We start from the raw sequence: 23,453 nt of genomic DNA, 5'->3' as shown, positions 1-23,453 counted from the left end.
TCGTGCCCGGCACTCCCCCAAGCTCTCGAATCAGTCGAGCAGGGGGCACCCCCAGGGCCATACCCAACTAGGCCGAGCACACAAACCTGACAGGAACCGATGTCTGACGATTCGCGCCCTTCGCCCTCGGAAACCCACAGCGCAGCCCGTACGGCCGTGGTGATTCCGGCCGCCGGAAGGGGCGTACGCCTCGGTCCGGGCGCGCCCAAGGCACTTCGCGCGCTGAACGGCACTCCCATGCTCATCCACGCCGTCCGCGCGATGGCCGCGTCCCGTGCCGTCTCCCTGGTGGTCGTCGTCGCCCCGCCCGACGGCGCCTCCGAGGTCAAGAGCATGCTCGACGCGCACGCCCTGCCCGAGCGCACCGACTTCCTGGTGGTCCCCGGCGGTGAATCCCGCCAGGAGTCCGTCAAGCTCGGCCTGGACGCGCTGCCGCCGGACTTCGACATCGTCCTGGTGCACGACGCGGCGCGCCCACTGGTGCCGGTGGACACCGTGGACGCCGTCATCGAGGCCGTACGCGACGGAGCGCCGGCCGTGGTGCCCGCGCTGCCGCTCGCGGACACGGTCAAGGAGGTCGAGCCCGCGCGGGCGCCCGGCGCACCCGAACCGGTCGTGGCCACCCCGGACCGCGCCCGACTGCGTGCCGTGCAGACCCCGCAGGGCTTCGACCGCGCCACGCTGGTCCGTGCCCACGAGACGGTGACGGACGACGTCACCGACGACGCGAGCATGGTCGAGCAGCTCGGCCCCACCGTCGTGGTCGTCCCGGGCCACGAGGAGGCCTTCAAGGTCACCCGCCCGCTGGACCTGGTCCTGGCCGAGGCGGTCCTGGCGCGCCGGAGGCTGAACGATGGCTTCTGAGCAGCCCGAGCCGCTGCCCCAGGTGGGCATCGGCACCGACATCCACGCCTTCGAAGAGGGCCGCGAGCTGTGGTGCGCCGGCCTGAAATGGGAGGGCGAGGGCCCCGGACTCGCCGGCCACTCCGACGCGGACGTCGTCGCGCACGCCGCGTGCAACGCGCTGTTCTCGGCGGCCGGCCTCGGCGACCTGGGGCAGCACTTCGGCACCGGGCGCCCCGAGTGGTCGGGCGCCTCCGGCGTCGTACTCCTCACCGAGGCGGCCCGGATCGTGCGCGAGGCGGGCTTCCGCATCGGCAACGTCGCCGTCCAGGTCGTCGGCCCCCGCCCGAAGATCGGCAAGCGGCGCGACGAGGCGCAGAAGATCCTCTCGGAGGCGGCCGGCGCGCCGGTGTCGGTGTCGGGCGCGACGACGGACGGGCTGGGGTTCCCCGGCAGGGGCGAAGGGCTGATGGCCGTGGCGACCGCGCTCGTGGTGCGGACCACGATCTGACTGTTATCCACAACCGTCCGAGGCACCGGGCATCGCCGACTACCCTGGACCCGTGACTATTCGCCTGTACGACACCAGCGCCCGGCAGATCCGTGACTTCACCCCGCTCAAGCCGGGTTGCGTCTCGATCTACCTCTGTGGTGCCACCGTGCAGGCAGCACCGCACATCGGGCATATCCGCTCCGGCCTGAACTTCGACATCATGCGCCGCTGGTTCGAGTACCGCGGCTACGACGTCACGTTCATCCGCAACGTCACGGACATCGACGACAAGATCATCAACAAGGCGGCGGACCAGGGCCGCCCCTGGTGGTCCATCGGCTACGAGAACGAGCGCGCGTTCAACGACGGTTACACCGCGCTCGGCTGCCTGCCGCCCACCTACGAGCCCCGCGCCACCGGCCATGTCACCGAGATGGTCGAGATGATGCGCACGCTCATCGAGCGCGGGCACGCGTACGAGGCCGGCGGCAGCGTCTACTTCGACGTGCGCTCCTGGCCGTCGTACCTGGAGCTGTCCCGGCAGGACATCGACGACCTGCGCCAGCCCGACGAGGGCGTCGCCGGCAAGCGCGACGCCCGCGACTTCGCCATGTGGAAGTCGACCAAGCCGGGCGAGCCCGACTGGGAGACCCCGTGGGGCCGCGGGCGCCCCGGCTGGCACCTGGAGTGCTCGGCCATGGCGCACAAGTACCTGGGCAGCGCCTTCGACATCCACGGCGGCGGCCTGGACCTGATCTTCCCGCACCACGAGAACGAGATCGCCCAGGCCAAGGCCTTCGGCGACGAATTCGCGCGGTACTGGGTGCACAACGCCTGGGTCACCATGAGCGGCGAGAAGATGTCGAAGTCGCTCGGCAACAGCGTGCTGGTCTCCGAGATGGTCAAGACCTGGCGCCCGATCGTCCTGCGCTACTACCTGGGCACCCCGCACTACCGCTCGACCATCGAGTACAGCGAGGAGGCCCTGCGCGAGGCCGAGTCGGCGTTCGCGCGGATCGAGGGCTTCGTGCAGCGTGTGGTCGAGAAGGCCGGCGCCGTCGAGCCGTCCGCAGAGCTGCCGCCCGCCTTCGTCGAGGCCATGGACGACGACCTCGGTGTCCCGCAGGCGCTCGCCGTCATCCACACCACGGTCCGCCAGGGCAACAGCGCGTTGGCGGCCGACGACAAGGAAGCCGCCGTGGCCCGCCTCGCCGAGGTCCGCGCCATGCTCGGCGTCCTCGGCCTGGACCCGCTGGACGCCCACTGGGCGGGCGAGTCCGACCGCGGCGAGGACCTGCACGGCGTGGTCGACAGCCTCGTCCGGCTGGTCCTCGACCAGCGCGAGGCCGCCCGGACCCGCAAGGACTGGACGACCGCGGACGCCATCCGCGACCAGCTCAAGCAGTCCGGCCTGGCCATCGAGGACGGCCCCGACGGACCTCGCTGGAGCCTCGGCCCGCGCTGACCGGCCCCGGCTCCCGGAAGATCGATTGTGCCGCCCGACCCCCCGGGCGGCACACTTCATAGACGTACGTACGACACACCCACGACAGACAGGTAGGCCATGGCCGCGAACAACCGCCGCATGTCCGGCAAGAAGGGCGCGCAGGTCGGCAGTGGCGGCCAGCGGCGCAAGGGTCTCGAAGGCAAGGGCCCGACGCCGCCCGCCGAGATGCGCAAGAAGCACAAGAAGAACCGCATCGCGACCGCCAAGGCGAAGCAGGCCGCGCGCCGCCCCGCGCCGCGCGGCCGTGGCGGCAAGGGCACGTCCGAGATGGTCGTAGGACGCAACCCGGTCGTCGAGGCGCTGCGCGAGGGCGTCCCGGCCTCCACGCTCTACGTCCAGCAGTTCATCGACAACGACGAGCGTGTCCGCGAGGCCCTCCAGCTCGCCGCCGACCGCGGCGGCATCAACCTCATGGAGGCCCCGCGCCCCGAGCTGGACCGCATGACGAACGGCCTGAACCACCAGGGCCTCGTCCTCCAGGTCCCGCCCTACGAGTACGCCCACCCCGAGGACCTCGCCGCCGCCGCGGCCGACGCGGGCGAGGACCCGCTGATCGTCGCCCTCGACGGTGTGACGGACCCGCGCAACCTCGGTGCCGTGGTCCGCTCGGTCTCCGCCTTCGGCGGCCACGGCGTCGTCGTCCCCGAGCGCCGTGCGGCGGGTATGACGGCCGGTGCCTGGAAGACGTCCGCCGGCACCGCGGCCCGTACGCCGGTCGCCCGCGCCACGAACCTGACCCGCGCCCTGGAGGCGTACAAGAAGGCGGGCATCGTGGTCGTCGGTCTCACGGCCGACGGCGAGGCGGAACTCGGGGACCTGGAGGCCCTCGACGGCCCGGTGGTCATCGTGGTCGGCAGCGAGGGCAAGGGCCTGTCCCGCCTGGTCGGCGAGACGTGCGACTTCCGGGTCCGCATCCCGATGCCGGGCGGCGCGGAGTCCCTCAACGCCGGTGTGGCGGCGGGAATCGTCCTCTACGAGGCGGCGGGCCGACGCGTCTGAACAGACATCCGTGGCGTCACCCGTGCGGGTTAATTCTGGTGACAGTGGTGCGACCTGCGCATCTTTGACGGGGTCCGGACAGATCGGACCGGTCAAAGCAGTGTCCTAACCACACGTCACTCGGTTAGTTGAGTGTGGACACCAGAACACCCCGCACACCCACGGGGGACCGTTCGTCGGGATACGACGACGCTCCCGCGCTGAGCATGGTGAAGGTGCCGAGCGATCCGGCGCAGATCATCGTCAATCACGCGAGCTTCCGCGTGCTGCTGGGTTCGTCTGCCCGGCGCACCAAATCTCCGCGGATCGCACGGCACTTGAGCGCCACCGAGGCCACCTCCCTGATGCCGCTCGTCAACGCGGCCGGCAGAGCGGGCGCGGCCCCGGGCGCCCGCCGCCGGGTCGCCGTCTGGAACGGCACGTCCGCGCCCGACGACACCGGCGCCCACCGGCTCCTCCAGGCCGTGCGGGACGGCAGCGTCCGCCACGGCGACGAACCACTTCCCGCCGGGGGCGGCACTCAGGTCATCCCGCGCGTCGACGTCGGTTACGACGGCGGCTACGAGGACGAGATGGCGCGGACCGTCGAGACCCCGATCGTGGGCGCGCAGCGCACGCACGAATCCGTCGAGACCCGGCTGCTGCCCCACATGCGCACGGTCGAGAGCGCCTACGACGAGGAATTCGCGTACGCCGCCGAGGACTTCGTCGACGAGGAGCCCGACGGCCCGGACGACGACGTCGACGACTCGTCCCGCCGTCCGGGCGCCGACGACCCCGCGCGGCACGCGTACTACCCCGGCCGCCGTATGAACCTCGGCGTCGTCCTGCTCCCCCTCCGGGTCTTCCTCGGCTTCATCTCCATCTACGCCGGCATGGGCAAGCTCTGCGACCCCGTCTACTTCGACGGCGGCAAGCGTGGCTCGATGGTCAAGTGGCTCAACACGCTCCACCCCTGGGAAGTGGCCGAGCCCCTCCGCCAGTTCGCCCTCGAACACCCCGTCGGCTCCGGCCTCGTCATCGCCTTCTTCCAGGTGATCGTGGGCGTGCTGACGGTCCTGGGCTGCTGGCAGCGAGTGGCCGCGGTGGTCGGCGCCCTGCTGTCCGCCGCGCTCCTGGTCACCGTCAGCTGGAAGAGCGTCCCGGTCTACGACGCCCCCGACATCATCTACCTCGCCGCCTGGTCCCCGCTGATCATCGCCGGCGCCCCCGTCTACTCGATCGACGGCCGTCTGGCGGGCATGGCCTGGCGCCGTCTCGGCCCCCGCTCCGACATCTGGGAGCTGCGCCGCTACGTCCTTCGCCGCGGCGCCCTGATCACGGCGATCGTCACCGGCCTGACCCTCCTGGTCGGGTCCCTGCTCGGTGGCGCGGTCCGTGACGCCGACCGTGTCGTGGTCCCCGGCCCCGGCGAGGCCCCGCGCAACGAACTGCCGGGCTCGCCCTTGCCGGAGGAGTCCGACCGGCAGCACGACAAGTCGCCGTCCGCCTCCAACTCGCCCACCCAGGGCGCGACATCGGGTGCGACCACCCCGTCGGGCGCGGCGACGACGCCGGGCGCCACCGCCGACACGGGTTCGACGGGCGCGGGTATGCCCAGCCAGACGCAGGGTACGGAGGGCCAGGCCCCGCCCCAGCAGTCGGCTCCCGCCGACGAGGCCCCCAGCACGACCACCGGCCCCACCTCCGGAGGGCCCACCTCGGGCGGCAACTCCTCGGGCGGCTCCACGGAGGAAGAACCGGGCCTGGTAGGCGGCCTCCTGGGCTGACCACCCCCCACCCCGCATGGGCCCCGGCCGCACCCAGCGCCCGGGGCCCATCGCCGTCCCCACCCACACCAACACCCGCCCTCCGAACCCCTGGGGCGACCGCCCCAGCCCCCGCTTCGGCCCAAAGGGCCTCGCCCTCAATCGCCGGACGGGCTGAGGGGCGGACCGGGGAGGAAGTGGGGCTGGGTGTGCCGGGGGCTAGGCGGAAGCGGGTGGGTGGGCCTTAGGGATGGCGAGGTCTCTCGTCCCCGTGCGCCGACGACTGAGGGTGCGGACCCGCGAGGAGGAGAAGTCTGGGTGATTGGAGATCGGGACGGTGCCGTCCGTCCCTCGTGCTCACTCGCACGGGCTCAGAGTGCGGACCGGTGTGGGGGAGGGACTGCCGGTGTGGATGGGGGATCCCCGAGCGCCTGGCGGGCTGAGAGATCCGTGGGCCGGCAAGGAGGAGGGACCGGGGCGGAGAGGCAGCCGGCGCCTGTGGGTGGGGCGCCATGCCTACTGGCGCCGGTTGGGTTCAGAGATGTTGCCCGGGGAAGGGGACGGGCCGTAGGCCGGGGTTGGGAGTGGCGAGTTCCCTTGGCCGCTTGCGCCGCCTGGAGGGCGTGGGCGGTTCGGCGGGCGGGGACAGAGAGGTGGGCCCCATCGGCGCGGGCTGGCGTTGAGAAGGGCGCGGGCAGGCCGCTGAGGTAGCGCTGACGCCGGGCGGCGTCGGACGACCGGCGAGGCCCAGGTCGTCGTACCCCCAAGTGCCCGCCGGCCGCGTACGGCGGCAAGGGGACGTGCCGGGGGGTGTCCGCCCGCAGCGGCCGGCGTCAAGGAACAGCGGCCCTCTGAGGTACAGCAACCGCCGGACCGAGGACGGACACCCCCCGGCACGGCCCTTACCCACCCCACACCCGCAGGCGCTACACGACGACGAACCCCGACCCCACAGGCATCAGCGCCCCAGCGCCGCCAGTTCCTTCGCGGCCTCCGTCAGGTCCTTCGCCGTGTCGATGGCACGCCAATACGCCCCCTGCGGAATCGGGAACCCGGCCAGACGCCGCTCACGGGCAAGGTGCGGGAACGTCGTGCGCTCATGGTCGCCGCGCTCTGGCAGCAGCGAGGAAAACTCGGGCGAGAACACATACACACCCGCGTTGATCTCGAACGTCGACGGCGGAGCCTCGATGAAGTCCGTGATGTGCCCAAAGCCGTCCGTCTGCACAGCCCCCCACGGCAGACGAGGCCGAGCGAGCGCCAGCGTCGCCACAGCGTCCCGCTCGGCATGGAAGTCGGCCATGTCGCGCAGCGAGAACCGCGTCCAGATGTCACCGTTCGTCGCATACCAAGGCCTGTCCGGATGCGGCAGATGCGCCGCCGCGTACTTCAGACCGCCACCCCGCCCCAGCGGCTCCGTCTCGACGACAGTCGTGACCCGCACAGGAAGATCCGCCGACTTCAGCCAGTCCTGAAGCACCTCGGCGAGATGCCCGCAGCTGATCACCACATCCGTCACACCCTCCTCGGCCAGCCAGACAAGCTGGTGGCCGATGATCGGCGTCCCCGTACCGGGGATCTCGACCATCGGCTTGGGCCGATCGTCGGTGTACGGACGCAGCCGGGACCCCTGGCCCCCGGCCAGGACGACGGCTTGAACGGGGCGGGTCGCGGCGTTCGGATCAGTCATGCCCGAACTGTACGCGGCGCCCCGCTCACGGCATTCGTCGGCAACGGTTCCTTAATCAGCCGTTACCGTCCGGAAGCGGAGTGTTCCTCGAACCGCACCTCGAACGGGGCGGCGGCAACAACGCCGGGCGCCACCCAGTGGCGCCGGCGCTCGCGCCCACCGTCAGCTGTGCGCCGCGGCGACCCCCGAGGCGAACGCGGTGTCGCACACGGGCCGCGAATAGGACTGCGCCCGAGTCGGCCCGTACACACGAACCGCCGCACGACCGAGCGCACGGGCGATCGAGGCACAGTGCCGGGCGAGCGACGGCCGGTCGTCGACGGCCTGCTGGAGGTGGGTGAGCGCGACGCTCGGGTTCTTCTCCTGGAGCTCGGTCAGCAGCTGGTCGCGCAGCACGTCCTGCGGAGCACGCGGCGCGCTGTTCCTCGCGGCACCCGCGCTCGAGACGTCGGTCGCGGTGAGCACCGAGTCCGAGGGGTTGCCCGACCAGTTGACCCGGGTGACCGCGAGGGTCCCGGAGAGCACCAGGACGACGGGCAGGACGAAGGCGATGGTGCGGCCGAGCTGGCGGGCGGGGCCCCGGTGGCCGCGTCGTGTCTGTTGGTTGGTGGAGTGCTTCACGCGAGTGAGGGTAGCGTTCGGTGCGGATATGGCGACATTTAGTCACCGGTTCGGGGGACGGAGAGGCCCTCAAACTCGGGCAGCGCGTTGACGCACAACACTCGAAATGACCGTTATGCCGGGGTATTTGTCGACAACGAAGAGGGCCCCGCAGCGCTCTGCGGGGCCCTCTTCGTCAACCTGGGTGAATTACCCGGAGTTGTGCTGCCTCAGTCGGACAGGCGCGCACCCGTGGAGGTGGAGAACACGTGGGTCTCGCCGGAACGCGGGACGACGTGCAGCGTGCTGCCCTTCTCGGGCACGTCACGGCCGCTGACGCGGACCACGAGGTCCTTGGAGTCGTCGCCCACCTTGGCGGTGCCGTAGACGTACGCGTCGGCGCCGAGCTCCTCCACCACGTTGACGGTGACCGCGAGACCCTGCTCCGACTCGGCGCCGGCCACGTCGAAGTGCTCGGGGCGGACACCCACGGTGACCGTCTTGTCGGTGGCGGCGGAGAGCGCCTCACGGTCCACCGGCACGACCGAGTTGCCGAACTTCACGCCACCGTCGGCGATCGGGACCTCGACCAGGTTCATGGCCGGGGAGCCGATGAAGCCGGCGACGAAGAGGTTGGCCGGACGGTCGTACATGTTGCGCGGGGTGTCGACCTGCTGGAGCAGACCGTCCTTGAGGACGGCCACGCGGTCGCCCATCGTCATGGCCTCGACCTGGTCGTGGGTGACGTAGACGGTCGTGATGCCGAGACGGCGCTGGAGCGAGGCGATCTGCGTACGGGTCGAGACACGGAGCTTGGCGTCGAGGTTCGACAGCGGCTCGTCCATGAGGAAGACCTGCGGCTCACGCACGATGGCGCGGCCCATCGCGACACGCTGGCGCTGACCACCGGAGAGCGCCTTCGGCTTGCGGTCCAGGTACTCGGTGAGGTCGAGGATCTTCGCGGCCTCTTCGACCTTCTTGCGGATCTCCGCCTTGTTGACGCCGGCGATCTTGAGCGCGAAGCCCATGTTGTCGGCGACGGACATGTGCGGGTACAGCGCGTAGTTCTGGAACACCATGGCGATGTCCCGGTCCTTCGGCGGCAGGTGCGTGACGTCGCGGTCACCGATGCGGATGGCGCCGCCGTTGACGTCCTCGAGCCCCGCCAGCATGCGGAGCGAGGTGGACTTGCCGCAGCCGGACGGGCCGACCAGAACGAGGAACTCGCCGTCCTCGATGTGGATGTCGAGCGCGTCCACGGCGGGCTTCTCGGTGCCCGGGTAGATCCGGGTCGCCTTGTCGAACGAGACAGTGGCCATGATGAATGGGCCCCCTTCTACCGGCAGGAACGTGCCGGACGATCCGTTGTAGGAAGGTGGTTGGTTTAGTCCACATGTGCGGACTGGCTCTGGACGGTACCTGGCGTTCGCCTGGTCTGTCAGTACCTGGGGGCATGTGAACTTCGCGGAAATTTTCGACAGGGCCCACTCCGAACCTGGGTACACTGCACGGGCGCGTGCGTGACAGCGCGTGCAGGCCTCCTTAGCTCAGCTGGTCCAGAGCGGCTGTCTTGTAAACAGCAGGTCGTCGGTTCGAATCCGACAGGGGGCTCAATCTGCGGGGCGGTTGTCGATGACACCGCCCCGTTCTTCTTTTCCCACACCCTTGTCGGTGAATTCCAGCACCTCATGTCCCCATAGGGACATGGGACATGCGCCCGCGTGGAATAGGATCCCGGATCGCTACTGCTAGTGTTCGTGCAGTCACAGTAGGCAATCAGCCTCAATGTTCATGTAATGAAATCCGAGGGTTCCATGCGCAAGCTTCACAAGGTCATGATCGCCGCGGCTGCTGCCGGCGGCCTGTCCGCCGTCGGTGCCGGTACGAGCGTCGCCTACGACGCCGCGCCGTCCGTTTCGGACCTTTACCGCCCCTACCAGGAGTGCAGCCCGCAGACGGTTGCCGCGACCGACGTCCCGGTCGCCGTGCTCGGTCTCTCCGAGACCTTCGACACCACCTGCGGTCAGTTCAACAACGCCTTCACCGGCTGAGGTCGGCGGCGTAGTCGTGCGCGACGCCTTCCGCGGGCCCCTTCGGGGTCGTACCCGAAGGGGCCCGCTCATGCGTGGATGTCCGGAGCGCGAGCACGCGCCGGCGACCCGCGCGCGGTCGCGACGGCCCTGATGAACTCCGGTGCGGCGATGTGCGGTTGGTCGGACGCGGATCGGTCGCCCTCAGGTCAGTCCTTCGTTTCCTAAGCGAAACGGCCCCGAGTGTCCCGGTTGTGTCGGGCGCCGGGGTCCGTCTCTGCGACACCCCCAGGGCTCGGCGCGGCCGTTCGCGGTGTACGACGTCCGGGCACACCCCCACAAAGGAGACGCAACACATGTTCAACGGCAAGAAGTTCGTGGCCCTCTCGGGGCTTCTCGGCGGCCTCGCCATGACCTGTCTCGGCGCCACTCAGGCCCACGCCGCGGGCCCGGGTGCCTGCGCCATGGACCCCGGGGGCAACATCATCTGCACCCAGCAGGTCACGGGCCAGACGCCGGAGGGTGACGGCTTCACCCTGCGCAGGACGGTCAACTGCCAGCCGACGCAGCCCTTGACCCTGCCCACCCCGGGCGTGCTGTCCAACGGGCAGACGAGGATCGGCCCGCACATCACGTGCGCCGATGCCGCGACCCCCGCTCCGGTGGCGGCCCCGACCACCAACGACACCAGCGACCGGGACGAAAGCACCCCGTTGCTGGCGCGCCTGTTGGGCTGAGCGTCTTCTTCGGCGGATGGCCGGACCGGGTGACCGGGTCCGGCCATCCGCCGTTTTCGCGCGTCCACGACCCACTTCTCGGCAAATGGGTGACCGGCGCTCAACGCCCGTGTCCAGACAGCGGGGACGCGTCGTTTTCCATTCAGGGAAATCGGTGTGCGCACCGATGCCTTGTCATGGCCCGACACGACACGGAAGGGACATAGATCCCAAATTGCTACGGTTTGCGTGTATATGCTCACATTAAGTAGTCAAGCCAGGGCGTCACGCCCCGGGAAGAAAGGGTCAAACTATGCGCAGGTTTCAGCGCGTTGCAGTTGTAGCAGCTGCGGTCGCGGGTCTGTCCGCGTTCGGTGTCGGCGCCGGTAGCGCCTTCGCCGGCGACGAGGGCTACGAGGGTCAGGCTGTCACCGCGGTCGCCACCTCGACGGCCAACGCCGTTGCCACGGCGGGTGCTCCGTACGACAAGGCTGCCGCTGCTCCGCAGGCCGCTCCGGAGGTTGCTCCGCAGGCCGCCCCCGAGGTCGCCCCGCAGGCCGCCCCCGAGGCTGCTCCGCAGGTCGCGCCGGAGGCTGCTCCGCAGGTCGCCCCCGAGGCTGCCCCGCAGGTCGCGCCGGAGGCCGCTCCCAAGACCGTGGCTCCCGAGTACGGCTACGGCGAGTACACCGCTCCGACCGCCGCCCAGTAACCAGCCCCCGACGGTCGATGCGCGATTCTCAGGGCACAGCCGCATCGACTTCCGTCGGAACACCGTATGCACGGCGCACGATCTGAATGCTCCCGCTCCTGGTTCAGGGAACAGGTCGGGCCGTTCCACGGTGTGCTGGACAACACCCTTAGCAACGCAGCCCGGACGCGCGGCAGACCCATCAGGGGAGCGCGGCCGGGCTGTGTCATTTCCGGACTCCTCCAAGGCAATCCGAGATTCTCCAAGGCAGAAGGAACGCAGCACATGATTGCTCGACACAAGATCGCCACAGTCTCGGGGCTCCTCGGAGCTCTCGCCGCGCTCTACGGCACCGCGGTGCCGGCGCACGCCGATGACACCAAGGGCGCCTGCAAGATCACCGCCCAGGGCGACATCGTCTGCGTCAAGAAGAGCGAGGTCGTCCACAAGGACAAGCGCAACGGGTACGTGCTCCAGCAGAAGCAGGACTGCTCCACGGTCGAGCGGCCGAGGTTCGTCGGGCCGGAGGAGGGCATGAAGAACCACGGGTCCGTGCAGAGCGGCCCGGTCGTGGAGTGCAACAACCGGGCGAAGCTGCCCAAGGGCTTCAAGCTCCCCAAATTCGACTTCTGAACCACATCGAAAACGCAATGCCGGATCGGAAAGAATTCCGATCCGGCATTCTTTTATTATTTATACGGTTGTGGTGCCGGCCCGGAAAATGCCGGTGCCCCGGCCGTACGGCCGGGGCACCAGGGGGAAGCATCTGGCCTACGTCACTTGCCGAAGGCGCTGTTGTTGCAGCCCATGCTCGAGCCCAGCGCGGTCTCCTGCGCGCCCGGGTTGCCCTCGCCGTTGAGCAGGTTGCCGCCCAGGCCGTTGGCGATGCCGACCTGGCCGAGGATGTCGACGTTGGCGTCGTGCGAGCGGCAGGTGCTGCTCTGCAGGATGCTCAGGCTGCTGCCCTTGCTGCTCTTGCCGTAGTCGCCTCCGTCGGCGTGGGCGACGCCGGACCCCAGAAGTCCGACGCTCCCGAGGGCGGCGACCAGGACGGCGGCCTTGCGGAGCTTGTGCATGTTCATCTCCGGTGGAGTGGAGTGGGTCGATCTGGTGCAGACCGACTTCGTACATTTACGGAGGCTAATAGGAAGTATTCCGACGCAATCGGCGGCACGCCGAATTCTGAAAAGACTCACCATCTTGGCCGATAGCGCTGAAATGATCCGTCGAACGAGCCAATCCGGCGAAAAGAGGAGTCCCGGCACCGGGCTTGACGCTCGGTACCGGGACTTTGTTTCCCGCTTCGGCCGTCAGTGCGGCCGTCAGTGCCTCAGAAGGCGCTGTTGTTGCAGCCCATGCTGGAGCCCAGGTGGGTGTCCTGCGCGCCCGGGTTGCCCTCGCCGTTGAGCGCGCTGCCCAGCAGGCCGTTGAGGACGCCGACCTGGCCGAGGACGTCGACGTTCAGGTCGTGCGACTTGCAGTTGGAGCTCTGCAGGACGCTGAACTTGTCGCCGCCCTTGCCGCCGTGGTCGCCGTGGCCGTCAGCGGTGGCCGTACCGGCACCCATGAGGCCGATGGTGCTGATGGCGGCGACCAGGACGGCAGCCTTGCGAAGCTTGTGCATGTCATCTCCGGTGGAGTGAGGTGGGTGCGATCTGTGCGAGATCGACTTCGTACAGTTACCGGAGATTAATACGAAGTATCCGGACATATATGAACGACGCGCCGAGGTTCGCGTTCTCACGCCGGAAGCACCCAGAAGCCGCATCGCATGCGAACGGGCCCCTGGCGCCGGCCGTCGCACCGGACGCCTGGGGCCCGTGGTCGAAAGCCGGCGTCAGCGCGTGTAGCGGGCGTGGGCCAGGGAGTTGGCCTGGCTGTTGGCCTGTTCGCACTTGACGCCCTCGGTCTCGGCGGCGGCGAGCACGGCGACCGGGACGGCGGCGTTGAGCAGGGACTGCGGGCTGCACTCCTGGTACGGGCGGAACAGGTTGGCCTGCTCGATCGGCCCGGACGGCGCGACGGTCGGCTGCTGGTTGACCTGCGGGCTGATCTTCGGGCTCAGTTGCGGGTTGACCTGGGGGGTGACGTCGGCGCCGTGGGCGGGCAGCGTCGCCGGCCGCTGCGCGTTCGGCAGGTTGGAGCGCTGGGCGCTGGCCTGCGAGTTGGTCCACGAGGTGGCCTGGAGATCCTGCTGCCCAGCGGGTGGCGGGACGGAGCCGTAGCCGACAGGGGCGTCGGCGACGCTGGGGCCGACGCCGATGGCCGACAGACCACTGGCTGCTGCTACGACGAGCGCGACCTGGTGAAGCTTGCGCATGGAACTCGGCCCTTCATTGACCTGTGCATGAACGTACGGAAATGCGACTGCGATGGACCATCGCTCTCTCTCCTGGTGCGGAACGAGGCAACTGCGAGTCCAGTCACGTGAGTCGGGAAGGGGTCACCCAATTGCCGCACGGTGTGTAAATCCGATGGATGGCAATGGAGTGACGGAATTACGGACGCCGTGACTTGGCCGAGGAAATGTCGTTGCCAGTCGAGAGAGGGCAGCACCAGGAATCGGTAGAGAAGCCATGCGTTCCGCTGCCGGCTCCGGCGTGAAGTCCACATGACAGCTCAGGCATTACCCCTGTAAGGGCGCAGTACGAATATCAGACTGAGCACACGCAAGACTGCACTGAATACAACGGATTTCCCTGTACAGGTAATGAAGGGCCGAGGGTTCCATGCGCAAGCTTCACAAGGCCGCGCTCGTCGTCGCAGCGGCCGGCGGTCTGACCGCAATCGGCGCCGGCGTCAGCGAGGCGGCCGACTATCCCGTCGGGTACGCAGGTGCCGCTCCGGCGCCCGCTCCCGAGTACCCGGCACCTCAGTACGCTCCCGCTCCGCAGTACGCCCCGGCGCCCCAGTACGCCCCGGCTCCGCAGTACGCTCCCGCTCCGCAGTACGCCCCGGCGCCCCAGTACGCTCCGGCTCCGCAGTACGCGCCGCCGCAGGTCACCGCGTCGGCCCGGTCGGCGGGCTACGCCGAAGCCTCCCGTCCCCAGTACCAGCCGCAGCCGGCTCCCCAGTACGCGGCTCCGGCGCCCGCCCCGCGTGAGCAGACCGGTTACGCCACCGCCTCGGCCTCGTCGGGCGGCTCCGCGCAGGCCGGCGTCCCGCAGTACTCCGCCCCGGCGCAGGCGGCTCCGCAGGTCACGCCGCAGGCGGCCCCGCAGGTCATGCCGCAGGTCGCTCCGCAGGTGTCCGCTCCGCAGGTCTTCAACCCGGAGCCCCCGCCGCGGGTCGCGCCGCAGGTCAACCCGCAGGTGAACCCCGAGGTGAGCCCGCTGATCAACCCGCTGAACACCAGCACTCCGCAGGTGCCCGGGCTCGGCCTCGGACAGGTCGCGGCGCCGCCCGTGGGCCAGCTGGGTCTGCCCCGCCTCGGCTGACGGCCGTTCGCAACAGGCCGCCGCTCCAACCTCATTCGCTGCACACCCTTCCGCTCGATCCATACGGAGAAGAAATGCGCAAGCTCCACAAGGCCGTCCTGGTGGGCGCCGTCCTCGGCAGTGTCGGTTCCCTCGGCATGGGTACCGCCTTCGCCCACGGTGAGGCCGCGGCCCACGACGTGGACATCACGCAGGGCATCGAGTGCCGTTCGCACGACATGAACATCGACGTCCTCGGCAGCGTCGGCGCCCTCAACGGCGTGCTGGCCAACGCGCTCAACGGCGAGGGCTCCCCGGCCGCGCAGCCCAGCCACCTGGGTTCGGACATGGGCTGCAACAGCTCGGCGCTCAAGTAACCGTACGAAGCGTCCGGTTCGACGCCCGCTCCGTCACGGGGCGGGCGTTGGACTTGCGGGCCGTGGACACGGCGGAGATCCGGCGAGGGCCGGGCCGTGCCGTGCACGCCGAGTGAAAGGGCGACCTGTCGCATGAGACTGTCCTGTGCCGACGAGATGCTGCTGCTCAACGGCTGTCCGGGAGTCATCGGCCTGGCGACGGTCCTCTCCGGCGAACGGCCCGATGTGCAGCGGGTGCGGGCCCGTGTCGTCGAGCGCTGGGCGGGCCTGGAGCGGATGCGTTGTGTGCTCGACAGAGCGTGCGGACGGCGTGGGTGCGCACGGTGGGCCGTACCGGGGCCGTTCGATCCTGTCGCGCAGGTCGTCGAGGAACGGGCCACGCTGGACGAACTGTGGGCCCGCAGTGTGGACCGGCCGCTCGCCGACGGGGTGCCGCCCTGGCGGCTGTACGTGGTCCCGGACGCCGAGCACGGCGGTGACTTCGCGCTGGCGCTGGTGGCGCAGCACGCGCTGCTGGACGGGCGGTCGCTCGCGACGCTGATGCGTGCGCTGATGGACGACCCCGGGTCGGCGGGCCTCCGGGAGCGACCGGTGCCGTTGCCGCGCAGCGGACTGCGCGCGGCCGGCCGGGAACTGAAGGCGATGTCGGCCCCAGGGCAGGCCATTCCGACGTGGCCGCCGGAGCGGACGTACACCTCGGTCGCGGTGCGTGAACTGCCCGCGCACATCGTCCGGTCCGCGCGCCGGCAGCCCGCCGACGGCCGCGGTGCGACGCTGAACGAGCTGCTGGTGGGCGCGGTGGCCGGGGCGCTGCGGGCCCGGTTCGGGCCGGTGCGCCGCTGGCAGGAGCGGGACGTGCCCGTGTACACGGCCGTACCGTGCGATCTGCGCGGCCGGGGGAATCCGGGTGAGCTCGGCAACACCCTCACGGTGGTCAGGGTTCCGCTGCCCGTCGACCTCGACGGCTCCGTGGCCCGGCTGCGGGCGTGCCAGGACGCGATGGCCGCCGTCCCCGACCGGGCCGCCGTGCACGCCACCGTGCTGTTCCCGGCGGCGGAGGCGGCACGGCGCACCGGGCCCTGGGTGACCAGGCTGCTGACCAGCCGGGGGCGCCACTCCTGTTTCGCGGCGACCGCGACCACGGCCATGAAGTGGCCCGGCGGGCCGGGCACCTTCCAGGGCCGCCGGCTCGTGCGCACGGTCGGGCTGCCGCCGCTGCAGTACCCGGGCACCGTCAGCTTCGCCCTGGCACAGGCAGGGGACGCGTTCACGCTCACCGCGGTGGGCAACGCGGGCCCGGACGACGCGATTCGGCTCGCCGACGCGGTCGTCACGGAGTTCGAGACATGGGCTCGGACGGCGACGCCGTCAGTGCTCTGACGGCACCAGGAGATGGAGGCAGTTGCATGGAAGCCGAATGCCGGGACACGGGCGGCGTATGGGAAGCGCTGCGGCCGCTGTGCGCGCAGGTGATGTCGGTGCCGCAGGAGGCGGTCGTACCGCAGGCCCGGCTGGTCGCCGACCTGGGAGCCGACAGCCTGGACATCACCGAACTGGAGGCGGCGTCCGAGGAGTTGTTCGGGGTGACCCTGCGCGGGACCGACAAGTCCGCGGTGGCGACCGTGGGTGATGTCGCCGAGCTCATCGTGCGGCTGCGCGCCGGTACGGCGGACGCCCACAGCACCCTGGCCCGATGACCGGCCCGCACGCCGTCGCCGTCACGGGCCTGGGCGTCCGCTGCGGCGCCGGGGCGACGCCCGAGGAGCTGTGGGAGAGCCTTGTGCGGTGTCGTTCGGCGAGCACGCTGCACGCCTTCGACGACGAGGGCACCGTCGTACACCCCGCGTGTCCGATGCCCCGTTTCGACCCCGCCGGGTATCTGACGGTCAAGGAGATGCGGCGGGCGGACCGGTCGGTGCAGTTGGCGCTGTGCGCGGCCGCGGACGCCGTGGCGGACGCCGGAGGGCTCCATGTCCCCTCGCGCAGGCGGGCGGTGGTCACCGGCACCGGCTACGGCGGGGTGATCAGCCAGGAGAGCGGCATCGGGCATCCCGACGTGCTGTACGCGCCCCGGCTGATGCACAACGCGGGGGCGTACTGGATCAGCGACCGGTTCGGTGTGACCGGGCCGAGCCTGACGATCTCCACCGCCTGCGCCTCCGGGACGCACGCGGTGGGCGAGGCCATGCAGATGATCCGGGCCGGCTCCGCCGACGTGGTGGTGACCGGCGGGCACGACAGTCCGCTGACCGCCACGACCGCGCTCGCCTTCGGACGGGCCGGGGCGATGGTCACCGATTGCGAGGACCCGGCCGCCGCGTCACGGCCGTTCGACGCCGGGCGGCAGGGGTTCGTCCTCGCCGAAGGGGCGGCGTTCCTGGTGCTGGAGCGGCTGGACCTGGCCCGCGCGCGGGGCGCCCGTATCCACGCCACGCTCACCGGGTACGGACGTACCTCCGACGCCCACCACCTCACCGCGCCGCATCCCGACGGGCTGGGTGCGGTCGCGTGCATGGAGCTGGCGCTCGCCGACGCCGGGACCACGGCCGACGCGGTCACCCACGTCAACGCGCACGGCACCGGCACCGAGTTGAACGACCTCGCCGAGGCGCGGGCCATCGCGACCGTGTTCGGGGCGCGCAAGGTGCCCGTGACCGCGCCGAAGGCGGTGACCGGGCACGGGCTGGGGCTGGCCGGAGCGCTGGAGGCGGTGATCACGGTCATGTCGGTGCGGGAGGGGCTCGCGCCGCCGACCGCGCACCTCACGCGCCTCGACCCCCGGTGCGAGCTGGACCTGGTCACCGGCGAGCCGCGCAAGATCCCCGACGGGCCGGTGATCAGTAACAGCTTCGCCTTCGGGGGCCACAACGCCTGTGTCGTCCTCGACTCGCCCCACGTCTGAGCGGCGAGGGCGGGACCAGGGGCGAATCGGGAACGGGAGGCTGTGGAAGATGAGGCTGACGGCCATCGAGGAAGGCCATCTGCGCAACGGGATGCCGGGGACCATCGGCATCGCCGCGGTGTTTCCCGGAGAACCGTTCGATCCGGCGCGGGTGCGGACCAGGGTCCAGGAACGTTGGGGCGCCCTGGAGCGGATGAGTCTGGTCCCGGTGCCTCCCGCCGGGCCGTCGGCGGTGTACGGCCACCGGTGGTCGTCCGCCCGGCCGTTCGATCCCGTCGATCACGTCGCCGTCACCGATCAGGACGTGGACTCCCTGTTCGCCGACGGTGTCGCGCGCACGCTGCCGGCCGGGCGGCCGCCGTGGAGGCTGCTGGTGACACGGCACCCGACCGCGGCGGGCGAACAGGCCGTGGTGCTGCTCGCGCATCACGCGCTGCTCGACGGCAGGTCGCTCGAGACCCTCTTCCGGCTGCTGATGGACGATGCCGCGCCGCCGAGGCCGCCGGCACCGGCCGAGGGGACGCGGCAGCGGCCGTCGGTGGGGCTCGCCACCGTCGGCAGGGAGCTGCGGCGCATCGGGGTTCCCGGCCAGCCCGTCCCGCCGTCGTCCGGCGGGGGACCCGGGCCGTCGGTGGCCGTCGTGCGGATCGACCCGCAGGTGATGCGCGCGGCCCGGCGTCAGCCGGCCGGTGGACGCGGGGCGACGCTGAACGAACTTCTGCTGAGCACGTACGCCGGAGCCCTGCGCGCCTGCCACGGGCCCCTGCGGTCCTGGCCGAAGGGACCGACGCCGCTCTACGCCACGGTGCCGGTCGACCTGCGGAGCCGGTATGACGCACAGCGGCTCGGCAACGGCGTGACCGCGCTGCGTATCGCGCTGCCCGTCGATCTCGACTCGCCGGTGGCCCGGCTGCGGGCCTGTCAGGACCAGGTCGCCGAGTTCGAGCGCCGCTGCGAGGCGCATCGCGCGATCCTGCCCGCGCTCCAGGGCGCCGCGCGTACCGTGCCGTGGCTGGCCGGGGTGATGGCCAGGCGTCTGGCGCGTCCCGAGCTGACCACGAGCCTGTGCACGGCTTTCAAGTGGCGCGACAACCCGAGCCACTTGGACGGACGGCCCCTCGCGCGTGTCGTCCCGCTGCCGCAGTTGTCGCCGCCGGGTACGGCGAACCTCTGCCTCGTGCACACCGCCGACGCCTACACCCTCACCGTCGTCAGCCATCTGCGCACGGGTGACGCCGAGGTGATCGGGGCCGGGGTGGTCCGGGAGCTGGAGGCGGTCGCGGAGGGCGGGGCGCCTGCCGCGCGGGCGGTCGAGGGCCTTCGTATGTCCTGAGTCCCTTGTCTGAGTCCCTGGTTCCGGTCACGGCTTTCGGGCGTCGTGGCTCAGGGTGCGGGCCAGCCGGGGGCGGGTCAGGGCGTCGGTGCTGTCGACGAACTGGTCCACCGCGCCGACGGGCGGCATGTCCTTCAGCACCGGGTCGCCCACGCGGGCGAGCAGGGCGGCGGTGAAGCGGTCGGCGCGCAGAACCTCGAAGGGGCGGGAGTGGTACGGGCGGGTGGTGGGTGCTACGCGGTCGGTCAGGTGCAGGTCGTTGTGCTGGTGGGCGACGATCTCGTACGCGTGCGCGAGATGGCGTTCCCGGGTGTGCCAGTCCGTCGCGGCGAGCGCGGCCGTCAGGACGGGGGACAGCCGGGGCCCGGCGGCGGTGCGGGCGAAGGCACTTCCGAGCCATTTGCCGTACGGCGGATAGCGGCGGTCCATCAGCAGGCACAGTCGCATCAGGTCGCGGGCCAGGCGGGCTGCGGTGACGGCGGAACCCAGCTCGTCGCCGACCTCGCCGGCGCGGCCCACGAACGCCTCCTCCTGCGCGATGCGCTGCCACTGGCAGGCCAGGACGTACAGCCAGACGTCGTGGGGGTACCAGCGCAGCGCGCGGCGTAACGGGGTGAGGGTGTGCAGCCCGTCGTGGAACACGGCGCCCGCGGTGACCTCGGCGAGCAGCTGGGTGGGGGTGGCCAGCCAGTCGGCCGTCGTGAGGCCCTGGGCCGGGTCGAAGCCGAGGGTGTCGTTGAACCAGATGGCGGCGCCGGTGACTTCGACGCGGTGGTGGACGGGGCCGTCGGTGGCGCGCATGACGCGGATGTCCCGGTCGGCCGCCCCGGTGAGCGCGAAGTTCGTGGGGTGGCCGAGGAACGTCTTCGGGAGGTGCTCGGCCAGCAGGTGTCTGATCCGGGCGGCGTGCCGGGGCACGTCGTGGCGGTGCAGGAACACCTGGAGGCGTGGGCCCCATTCATGGTCGGCCGAGCGCGGCGTGTCGTGGCCGAGCACCTCGGAGCCGCTGCCGATCCGGGCGGCCGAGTGGGGGACGCCGGGAGCGGCCTCCTCCAGCAGCGGCCGCACCGCGTCGGTGTAGAAGCGGCGGGAGAGTTCGAGACCGGGGACGAACTCGGCCTCGGACGTGGGGGAGTTGGAGGGGCGACGCATATTCGTGGGGCTCATGCCAGGGAGCCGTGCCCAATCGGTGGGCGGTCATGCGCACAACGTTCACACCGACGTGGGCCGGGGGTCGGAGCCGAGCTTCGTCAGGGCCTCGTCCGTCAGGCGGTACACCGTCCACTCGTCCTGGGGGCGGGCGCCGAGGGAGTCGTAGAAGGCGATGGACGGGGTGTTCCAGTTCAGGACGGACCACTCCAGGCGCTGGTAGCCGCGTTCCACGCAGATGCGGGCCAGTTCGGTGAGGAGGGCCTTGCCGTGGCCGGCGCCGCGGGCGGTGGGGCGGACGTAGAGGTCCTCCAGGTAGATGCCGTGGACTCCGCGCCAGGTGGAGAAGTTCAGGAACCAGACGGCGCAGCCGACGGTCTCGCCGGTCGCGTCATCGGCGGCGATGTGGGCGTAGGCGGCGGGGCGGTCACCGAAGAGGGCCTCGTGGAGTTGCTCCTCGGTGGCCTTCGCCTCCTCCAGTGCCTTCTCGTACTCGGCGAGTTCCCGGATCAGGGCGTGCAGGGCGGGGATGTCGGCGGGTGTGGCGGGTCGGATCATGAAGCGAGGCTATGGCCTGTCCGGCGGATCGTGGCCTAGCAGGGGTGCTTCCGCAGGCGGCGGGCGATTTCCAGGTGTGCGTCGAGGGGTGCCTCGCCCTCCTCGATCTGCCACAGGGAGTTCTGGAGCACGCGGCCCAGTGTCCAGGCGCGGGCCCGGGCGCGGTCCAGGCCGAGGACCTCCGTCATGGCGTCGAAGCGCCAGAGGACCTCGTCGGCGTCGAAGCGGTTCCACAGGGCCGGGAAGAGATCGAAACCGGGGTCGCCCGCCAGGGGCTTGGGGTCGATGGCGAGCCAGGGGGCGCGGTCGGCGGCGAGGACGTTCTCGAAGTGCAGGTCCCAGTGCAGGAGGCGGTCGCCGGGAGCGTCCGCGACCTCGCGCACCGCTGCCGCGCAGTCGGCGAGGACGCGGCGGGTGGCGGGGTCGGGCGTCTCCTCCAGGGCCGCGGGCGTGCGGTCCAGCATGGATTCGGCGAGGTCGCCCAGGCGGCGCAGGTCCGGCGGGGCCTGGGCGGTGGTGAGGCGGGCCAGCAGGCGGGCGACGACCAGGGTGGCCTCCCGGGCGTCCGGGAGGTCGTCCAGGAGACGGTCCGCGTCCAGGCGTTCCAGGAGCAGGGTGCCGGTGGCGTCGTCGCAGTCCAGGAGCCGGACCGCTCCGTCGCCGTGCCACGCCCGCAGCGCGACCGGCTCGCCGGCGGTCTCCTCGTCGACGTCCTGGAGCTTGAGCACGGCCCGTGTTCCGTCGGCCCGCAGCACCGGCACGACCAGTGCGCAGCGGCCGTACATCGTCGGCCCGTCCGGGCGCAGCTCCCAGTGCTCCAGGAAGCGCGTGGCGCGTGCCGCGAGTGAGGCGACGTAGGCGCGGCCCGCCTTGCCGTCGTAGCGCACGTGCTGGGCGATGAGCTCGTCCGGAATGTCGATCACTTTGCGACCCTACTGGGGTGCCGGAATCGGCTCACGCGAATTAACGTCCTCGCCATGAGCAGCTCGGTCAGTGACGCCGTGAACGGCGGGATCTCCTTCTGGTACGCCGACGACGGCCTCCCTGCGGCGCGCGAGCCGCTCGGCGGGGACGCCTCCGCGGACGTGGTGATCGTGGGCGGTGGATACACGGGACTGTGGACGGCCTACTACCTGAAGCAGGCGGTTCCCTTCCTGAGGATCACCGTCCTTGAACAGAAGTTCTGCGGGTACGGGGCCTCGGGGCGCAACGGCGGCTGGCTGTACAACGGCATCGCGGGGCGCGACCGGTACGCCAAGCTGCACGGTCACGAGGCGGCCGTACGGCTCCAGCGGGCCATGAACGACACCGTGGACGAGGTCATCCGGGTCGCGGAGGCGGAGGGTTTCGACGCCGGGATCCACAAGGGCGGTGTGCTCGAAGTCGCCCGTACGCCCGCGCAGTTGGCGCGGCTGAAGGAGTTCCACGAGCAGGAGCTGGCGTTCGGCGAGAAGGACCGTGAGCTGTACGACGCCCGGCGGACCGCCGAGCGGATCAAGGTGGCCGACGCGGTCGGCTCGACGTGGACGCCGCACGGGGCGCGGGTGCACCCGGTGAAGCTGGTGAAGGGGCTCGCGGCGGCCGTCGAGGCGCTCGGCGTGACCATCCACGAACTGACGCCGGTCACCGAGATCCGGCCCAAGCACGCCGTCACCCCGTACGGCACCGTCCGCGCGCCCTACGTCCTGCGCTGCACCGAGGGGTTCACGGCGAACCTCAAGGGCCAGCACCGGACCTGGCTGCCGATGAACTCCTCGATGATCGCCACCGAGCCGCTGACCGACGAGCAGTGGGAGTCGGTGGGCTGGGACGGGCGCGAGACGCTCGGGGACATGGCGCACGCCTACATGTACGCGCAGCGCACGGCCGACGGGCGGATCGCGCTGGGCGGGCGCGGGGTGCCGTACCGCTTCGGGTCGCGGACGGACAACGACGGGCGCACGCAGCCCGAGACCATCGAGGCGCTGCGGGAGATCCTGGTCGGCTTCTTCCCGTCGCTGGCCGGGGTGCGGGTCGAGCACGCGTGGTCGGGGGTGCTGGGCGTGCCGCGCGACTGGTGCGCGACCGTCACCCTTGACCGGACGAGCGGGCTCGGCTGGGCGGGCGGTTACGTCGGCTCCGGCGTCGCCACCGCGAACCTCGCGGCGCGGACCCTGCGGGACCTGGTGCAGATCGACTCGGGGCAGGGCGTGCGCACCGAGCTGACCGAACTGCCGTGGGTCGGGCACAAGGTGCGCAAGTGGGAGCCGGAGCCGCTGCGCTGGCTGGGCGTGCACGGGCTGTACGCCGCGTACCGGGCGGCGGACCGGCGGGAGTCCAGCACACCGACCGCCGAGTCGTCCCGCGCGGCACGGGTGGCGGACCGGATCTCGGGGCGGCACTGAAGGAACAGGGAGGACGGGGG

25 protein-coding genes and 1 tRNA gene are annotated in these 23,453 nt (G+C 71.0%); 17 read left to right on the top strand and 9 right to left on the bottom strand.

All coding sequences use genetic code 11. The features are described from left to right. The first annotated feature begins 99 nt into the window (after positions 1-99). From ispD to PGH47_RS19740, 5 genes are all read left to right on the top strand, one after another. Positions 100-864, top strand: a complete 765-nt coding sequence (ispD, locus tag PGH47_RS19760; protein ID WP_271664541.1) for a 2-C-methyl-D-erythritol 4-phosphate cytidylyltransferase — start codon at positions 100-102, stop codon at positions 862-864. Then, positions 854-1,354, top strand: coding sequence for a 2-C-methyl-D-erythritol 2,4-cyclodiphosphate synthase (gene ispF / locus PGH47_RS19755; protein ID WP_271664540.1), 501 nt, complete (start codon positions 854-856; stop codon positions 1,352-1,354). The genes ispD and ispF overlap by 11 nt, the downstream gene beginning before the upstream one ends. A gap of 52 nt (positions 1,355-1,406) precedes the next feature. Then, positions 1,407-2,801 carry a cysteine--tRNA ligase gene (gene cysS / locus PGH47_RS19750; protein WP_271664539.1) on the top strand — a complete coding sequence of 465 codons (1,395 nt, stop codon included), beginning with the start codon at positions 1,407-1,409 and terminating at the stop codon, positions 2,799-2,801. A gap of 99 nt (positions 2,802-2,900) precedes the next feature. Further along, on the top strand, positions 2,901-3,842 hold the full coding sequence (gene rlmB / locus PGH47_RS19745; RefSeq protein ID WP_271664538.1) for a 23S rRNA (guanosine(2251)-2'-O)-methyltransferase RlmB: 942 nt from the start codon (positions 2,901-2,903) through the stop codon (positions 3,840-3,842). 134 nt (positions 3,843-3,976) lie between these two features. After that, positions 3,977-5,611: a DoxX family protein gene (locus tag PGH47_RS19740; RefSeq protein WP_271668100.1), complete on the top strand. Its 1,635-nt coding sequence runs from the start codon at positions 3,977-3,979 to the stop codon at positions 5,609-5,611. Between the two features lie 937 nt (positions 5,612-6,548). Here the strand turns inward: PGH47_RS19740 and PGH47_RS19735 are convergent. The 3 genes from PGH47_RS19735 to PGH47_RS19725 form a co-directional block, all read right to left on the bottom strand. Then, the gene (locus tag PGH47_RS19735; RefSeq protein ID WP_126899199.1) at positions 6,549-7,280 is read right to left on the bottom strand and encodes a nucleotidyltransferase family protein; all 732 of its coding nucleotides are present in this window, start codon (positions 7,278-7,280) and stop codon (positions 6,549-6,551) included. 162 nt (positions 7,281-7,442) lie between these two features. Further along, entirely contained in the window at positions 7,443-7,901 is a 459-nt protein-coding gene (locus PGH47_RS19730) for a hypothetical protein (RefSeq protein ID WP_030955655.1), read from the bottom strand. 209 nt (positions 7,902-8,110) lie between these two features. Further along, a complete protein-coding gene (locus PGH47_RS19725) occupies positions 8,111-9,199 on the bottom strand; it encodes an ABC transporter ATP-binding protein (RefSeq protein ID WP_271664537.1) in 1,089 nt (362 codons plus the stop codon). 217 nt (positions 9,200-9,416) lie between these two features. Between PGH47_RS19725 and PGH47_RS19720 the strand changes: the two genes are divergently transcribed. The 5 genes from PGH47_RS19720 (at position 9,417) to PGH47_RS19700 (ending at position 11,947) form a co-directional block, all read left to right on the top strand. Then, positions 9,417-9,491: transfer RNA gene (locus PGH47_RS19720), tRNA-Thr, on the top strand. Between the two features lie 203 nt (positions 9,492-9,694). Then, a complete protein-coding gene (locus tag PGH47_RS19715) occupies positions 9,695-9,931 on the top strand; it encodes a hypothetical protein (protein WP_030955657.1) in 237 nt (78 codons plus the stop codon). A 335-nt stretch (positions 9,932-10,266) separates the two neighbouring features. Continuing rightward, on the top strand, positions 10,267-10,647 hold the full coding sequence (locus PGH47_RS19710) for a hypothetical protein (RefSeq protein ID WP_271664536.1): 381 nt from the start codon (positions 10,267-10,269) through the stop codon (positions 10,645-10,647). Positions 10,648-10,939: 292 nt separating this feature from the next. Then, positions 10,940-11,335: a hypothetical protein gene (locus tag PGH47_RS19705; RefSeq protein ID WP_271664535.1), complete on the top strand. Its 396-nt coding sequence runs from the start codon at positions 10,940-10,942 to the stop codon at positions 11,333-11,335. A gap of 264 nt (positions 11,336-11,599) precedes the next feature. Continuing rightward, positions 11,600-11,947, top strand: a complete 348-nt coding sequence (locus PGH47_RS19700; RefSeq protein WP_271664534.1) for a hypothetical protein — start codon at positions 11,600-11,602, stop codon at positions 11,945-11,947. Positions 11,948-12,090: 143 nt separating this feature from the next. Here PGH47_RS19700 and PGH47_RS19695 read toward each other — a convergent pair whose 3' ends face one another. From PGH47_RS19695 to PGH47_RS19685, 3 genes are all read right to left on the bottom strand, one after another. After that, positions 12,091-12,390 (bottom strand): hypothetical protein, encoded by a 300-nt coding sequence (locus PGH47_RS19695; protein WP_030957966.1) that lies wholly within the window; start codon positions 12,388-12,390, stop codon positions 12,091-12,093. A 254-nt stretch (positions 12,391-12,644) separates the two neighbouring features. Continuing rightward, positions 12,645-12,938: a hypothetical protein gene (locus PGH47_RS19690; RefSeq protein WP_271664533.1), complete on the bottom strand. Its 294-nt coding sequence runs from the start codon at positions 12,936-12,938 to the stop codon at positions 12,645-12,647. Positions 12,939-13,151: 213 nt separating this feature from the next. Then, positions 13,152-13,634, bottom strand: coding sequence for a hypothetical protein (locus PGH47_RS19685; protein ID WP_271664532.1), 483 nt, complete (start codon positions 13,632-13,634; stop codon positions 13,152-13,154). Positions 13,635-14,043: 409 nt separating this feature from the next. Between PGH47_RS19685 and PGH47_RS19680 the strand changes: the two genes are divergently transcribed. From PGH47_RS19680 to PGH47_RS19655, 6 genes are all read left to right on the top strand, one after another. Further along, positions 14,044-14,751, top strand: coding sequence for a hypothetical protein (locus PGH47_RS19680; protein WP_271664531.1), 708 nt, complete (start codon positions 14,044-14,046; stop codon positions 14,749-14,751). A 74-nt stretch (positions 14,752-14,825) separates the two neighbouring features. Further along, positions 14,826-15,107, top strand: coding sequence for a hypothetical protein (locus PGH47_RS19675; RefSeq protein ID WP_107906112.1), 282 nt, complete (start codon positions 14,826-14,828; stop codon positions 15,105-15,107). Between the two features lie 132 nt (positions 15,108-15,239). Next, a complete protein-coding gene (locus PGH47_RS19670) occupies positions 15,240-16,487 on the top strand; it encodes a wax ester/triacylglycerol synthase domain-containing protein (RefSeq protein WP_271664530.1) in 1,248 nt (415 codons plus the stop codon). Between the two features lie 26 nt (positions 16,488-16,513). Then, entirely contained in the window at positions 16,514-16,804 is a 291-nt protein-coding gene (locus PGH47_RS19665; RefSeq protein ID WP_271664529.1) for a phosphopantetheine-binding protein, read from the top strand. After that, positions 16,801-18,009: a beta-ketoacyl-[acyl-carrier-protein] synthase family protein gene (locus PGH47_RS19660; protein ID WP_271664528.1), complete on the top strand. Its 1,209-nt coding sequence runs from the start codon at positions 16,801-16,803 to the stop codon at positions 18,007-18,009. Before PGH47_RS19665 ends, PGH47_RS19660 begins: the two co-directional genes overlap by 4 nt. Positions 18,010-18,058: 49 nt before the next feature. Then, a complete protein-coding gene (locus PGH47_RS19655; RefSeq protein WP_271664527.1) occupies positions 18,059-19,342 on the top strand; it encodes a wax ester/triacylglycerol synthase domain-containing protein in 1,284 nt (427 codons plus the stop codon). Between the two features lie 27 nt (positions 19,343-19,369). Here PGH47_RS19655 and PGH47_RS19650 read toward each other — a convergent pair whose 3' ends face one another. From PGH47_RS19650 to PGH47_RS19640, 3 genes are read right to left on the bottom strand one after another with little or no spacing between them, the layout of a single operon-like run. After that, positions 19,370-20,509, bottom strand: a complete 1,140-nt coding sequence (locus PGH47_RS19650; RefSeq protein ID WP_271664526.1) for a DUF4037 domain-containing protein — start codon at positions 20,507-20,509, stop codon at positions 19,370-19,372. Between the two features lie 45 nt (positions 20,510-20,554). After that, the gene (locus tag PGH47_RS19645) at positions 20,555-21,049 is read right to left on the bottom strand and encodes a GNAT family N-acetyltransferase (RefSeq protein WP_271664525.1); all 495 of its coding nucleotides are present in this window, start codon (positions 21,047-21,049) and stop codon (positions 20,555-20,557) included. A gap of 35 nt (positions 21,050-21,084) precedes the next feature. After that, positions 21,085-21,972 (bottom strand): aminoglycoside phosphotransferase family protein, encoded by an 888-nt coding sequence (locus PGH47_RS19640; protein ID WP_271664524.1) that lies wholly within the window; start codon positions 21,970-21,972, stop codon positions 21,085-21,087. A 54-nt stretch (positions 21,973-22,026) separates the two neighbouring features. Here PGH47_RS19640 and PGH47_RS19635 point away from each other — a divergent pair, with 54 nt between their 5' ends. Beyond that, the gene (locus tag PGH47_RS19635) at positions 22,027-23,433 is read left to right on the top strand and encodes an NAD(P)/FAD-dependent oxidoreductase (protein ID WP_271664523.1); all 1,407 of its coding nucleotides are present in this window, start codon (positions 22,027-22,029) and stop codon (positions 23,431-23,433) included. Positions 23,434-23,453 lie beyond the last annotated feature (20 nt).

Source organism: Streptomyces sp. HUAS 31 (assembly GCF_028198125.1).
Classification (GTDB): Bacteria; Actinomycetota; Actinomycetes; order Streptomycetales; family Streptomycetaceae; genus Streptomyces; species Streptomyces chartreusis.
The sequence above is the reverse complement of the archived record's forward strand: the minus strand, read 5'-3'. Positions and strand labels throughout refer to the sequence as shown.

What these genes read in the sequence shown, in the direction of transcription:
- PGH47_RS19650 (WP_271664526.1), bottom strand. Translation starts at nt 20,509, where the DNA reads ATGAGCCCCACGAATATGCGTCGCCCCTCCAACTCCCCCACGTCCGAG.
- PGH47_RS19695 (WP_030957966.1), bottom strand. Translation starts at nt 12,390, where the DNA reads ATGCACAAGCTCCGCAAGGCCGCCGTCCTGGTCGCCGCCCTCGGGAGC.
- PGH47_RS19680 (WP_271664531.1), top strand. Translation starts at nt 14,044, where the DNA reads ATGCGCAAGCTTCACAAGGCCGCGCTCGTCGTCGCAGCGGCCGGCGGT.
- PGH47_RS19645 (WP_271664525.1), bottom strand. Translation starts at nt 21,049, where the DNA reads ATGATCCGACCCGCCACACCCGCCGACATCCCCGCCCTGCACGCCCTG.
- ispF (WP_271664540.1), top strand. Translation starts at nt 854, where the DNA reads ATGGCTTCTGAGCAGCCCGAGCCGCTGCCCCAGGTGGGCATCGGCACC.
- PGH47_RS19715 (WP_030955657.1), top strand. Translation starts at nt 9,695, where the DNA reads ATGCGCAAGCTTCACAAGGTCATGATCGCCGCGGCTGCTGCCGGCGGC.
- PGH47_RS19690 (WP_271664533.1), bottom strand. Translation starts at nt 12,938, where the DNA reads ATGCACAAGCTTCGCAAGGCTGCCGTCCTGGTCGCCGCCATCAGCACC.
- PGH47_RS19670 (WP_271664530.1), top strand. Translation starts at nt 15,240, where the DNA reads ATGAGACTGTCCTGTGCCGACGAGATGCTGCTGCTCAACGGCTGTCCG.
- PGH47_RS19660 (WP_271664528.1), top strand. Translation starts at nt 16,801, where the DNA reads ATGACCGGCCCGCACGCCGTCGCCGTCACGGGCCTGGGCGTCCGCTGC.
- PGH47_RS19675 (WP_107906112.1), top strand. Translation starts at nt 14,826, where the DNA reads ATGCGCAAGCTCCACAAGGCCGTCCTGGTGGGCGCCGTCCTCGGCAGT.
- rlmB (WP_271664538.1), top strand. Translation starts at nt 2,901, where the DNA reads ATGGCCGCGAACAACCGCCGCATGTCCGGCAAGAAGGGCGCGCAGGTC.
- PGH47_RS19665 (WP_271664529.1), top strand. Translation starts at nt 16,514, where the DNA reads ATGGAAGCCGAATGCCGGGACACGGGCGGCGTATGGGAAGCGCTGCGG.
- PGH47_RS19710 (WP_271664536.1), top strand. Translation starts at nt 10,267, where the DNA reads ATGTTCAACGGCAAGAAGTTCGTGGCCCTCTCGGGGCTTCTCGGCGGC.
- PGH47_RS19685 (WP_271664532.1), bottom strand. Translation starts at nt 13,634, where the DNA reads ATGCGCAAGCTTCACCAGGTCGCGCTCGTCGTAGCAGCAGCCAGTGGT.
- PGH47_RS19735 (WP_126899199.1), bottom strand. Translation starts at nt 7,280, where the DNA reads ATGACTGATCCGAACGCCGCGACCCGCCCCGTTCAAGCCGTCGTCCTG.
- PGH47_RS19725 (WP_271664537.1), bottom strand. Translation starts at nt 9,199, where the DNA reads ATGGCCACTGTCTCGTTCGACAAGGCGACCCGGATCTACCCGGGCACC.
- ispD (WP_271664541.1), top strand. Translation starts at nt 100, where the DNA reads ATGTCTGACGATTCGCGCCCTTCGCCCTCGGAAACCCACAGCGCAGCC.
- PGH47_RS19635 (WP_271664523.1), top strand. Translation starts at nt 22,027, where the DNA reads ATGAGCAGCTCGGTCAGTGACGCCGTGAACGGCGGGATCTCCTTCTGG.
- PGH47_RS19700 (WP_271664534.1), top strand. Translation starts at nt 11,600, where the DNA reads ATGATTGCTCGACACAAGATCGCCACAGTCTCGGGGCTCCTCGGAGCT.
- PGH47_RS19705 (WP_271664535.1), top strand. Translation starts at nt 10,940, where the DNA reads ATGCGCAGGTTTCAGCGCGTTGCAGTTGTAGCAGCTGCGGTCGCGGGT.
- PGH47_RS19655 (WP_271664527.1), top strand. Translation starts at nt 18,059, where the DNA reads ATGAGGCTGACGGCCATCGAGGAAGGCCATCTGCGCAACGGGATGCCG.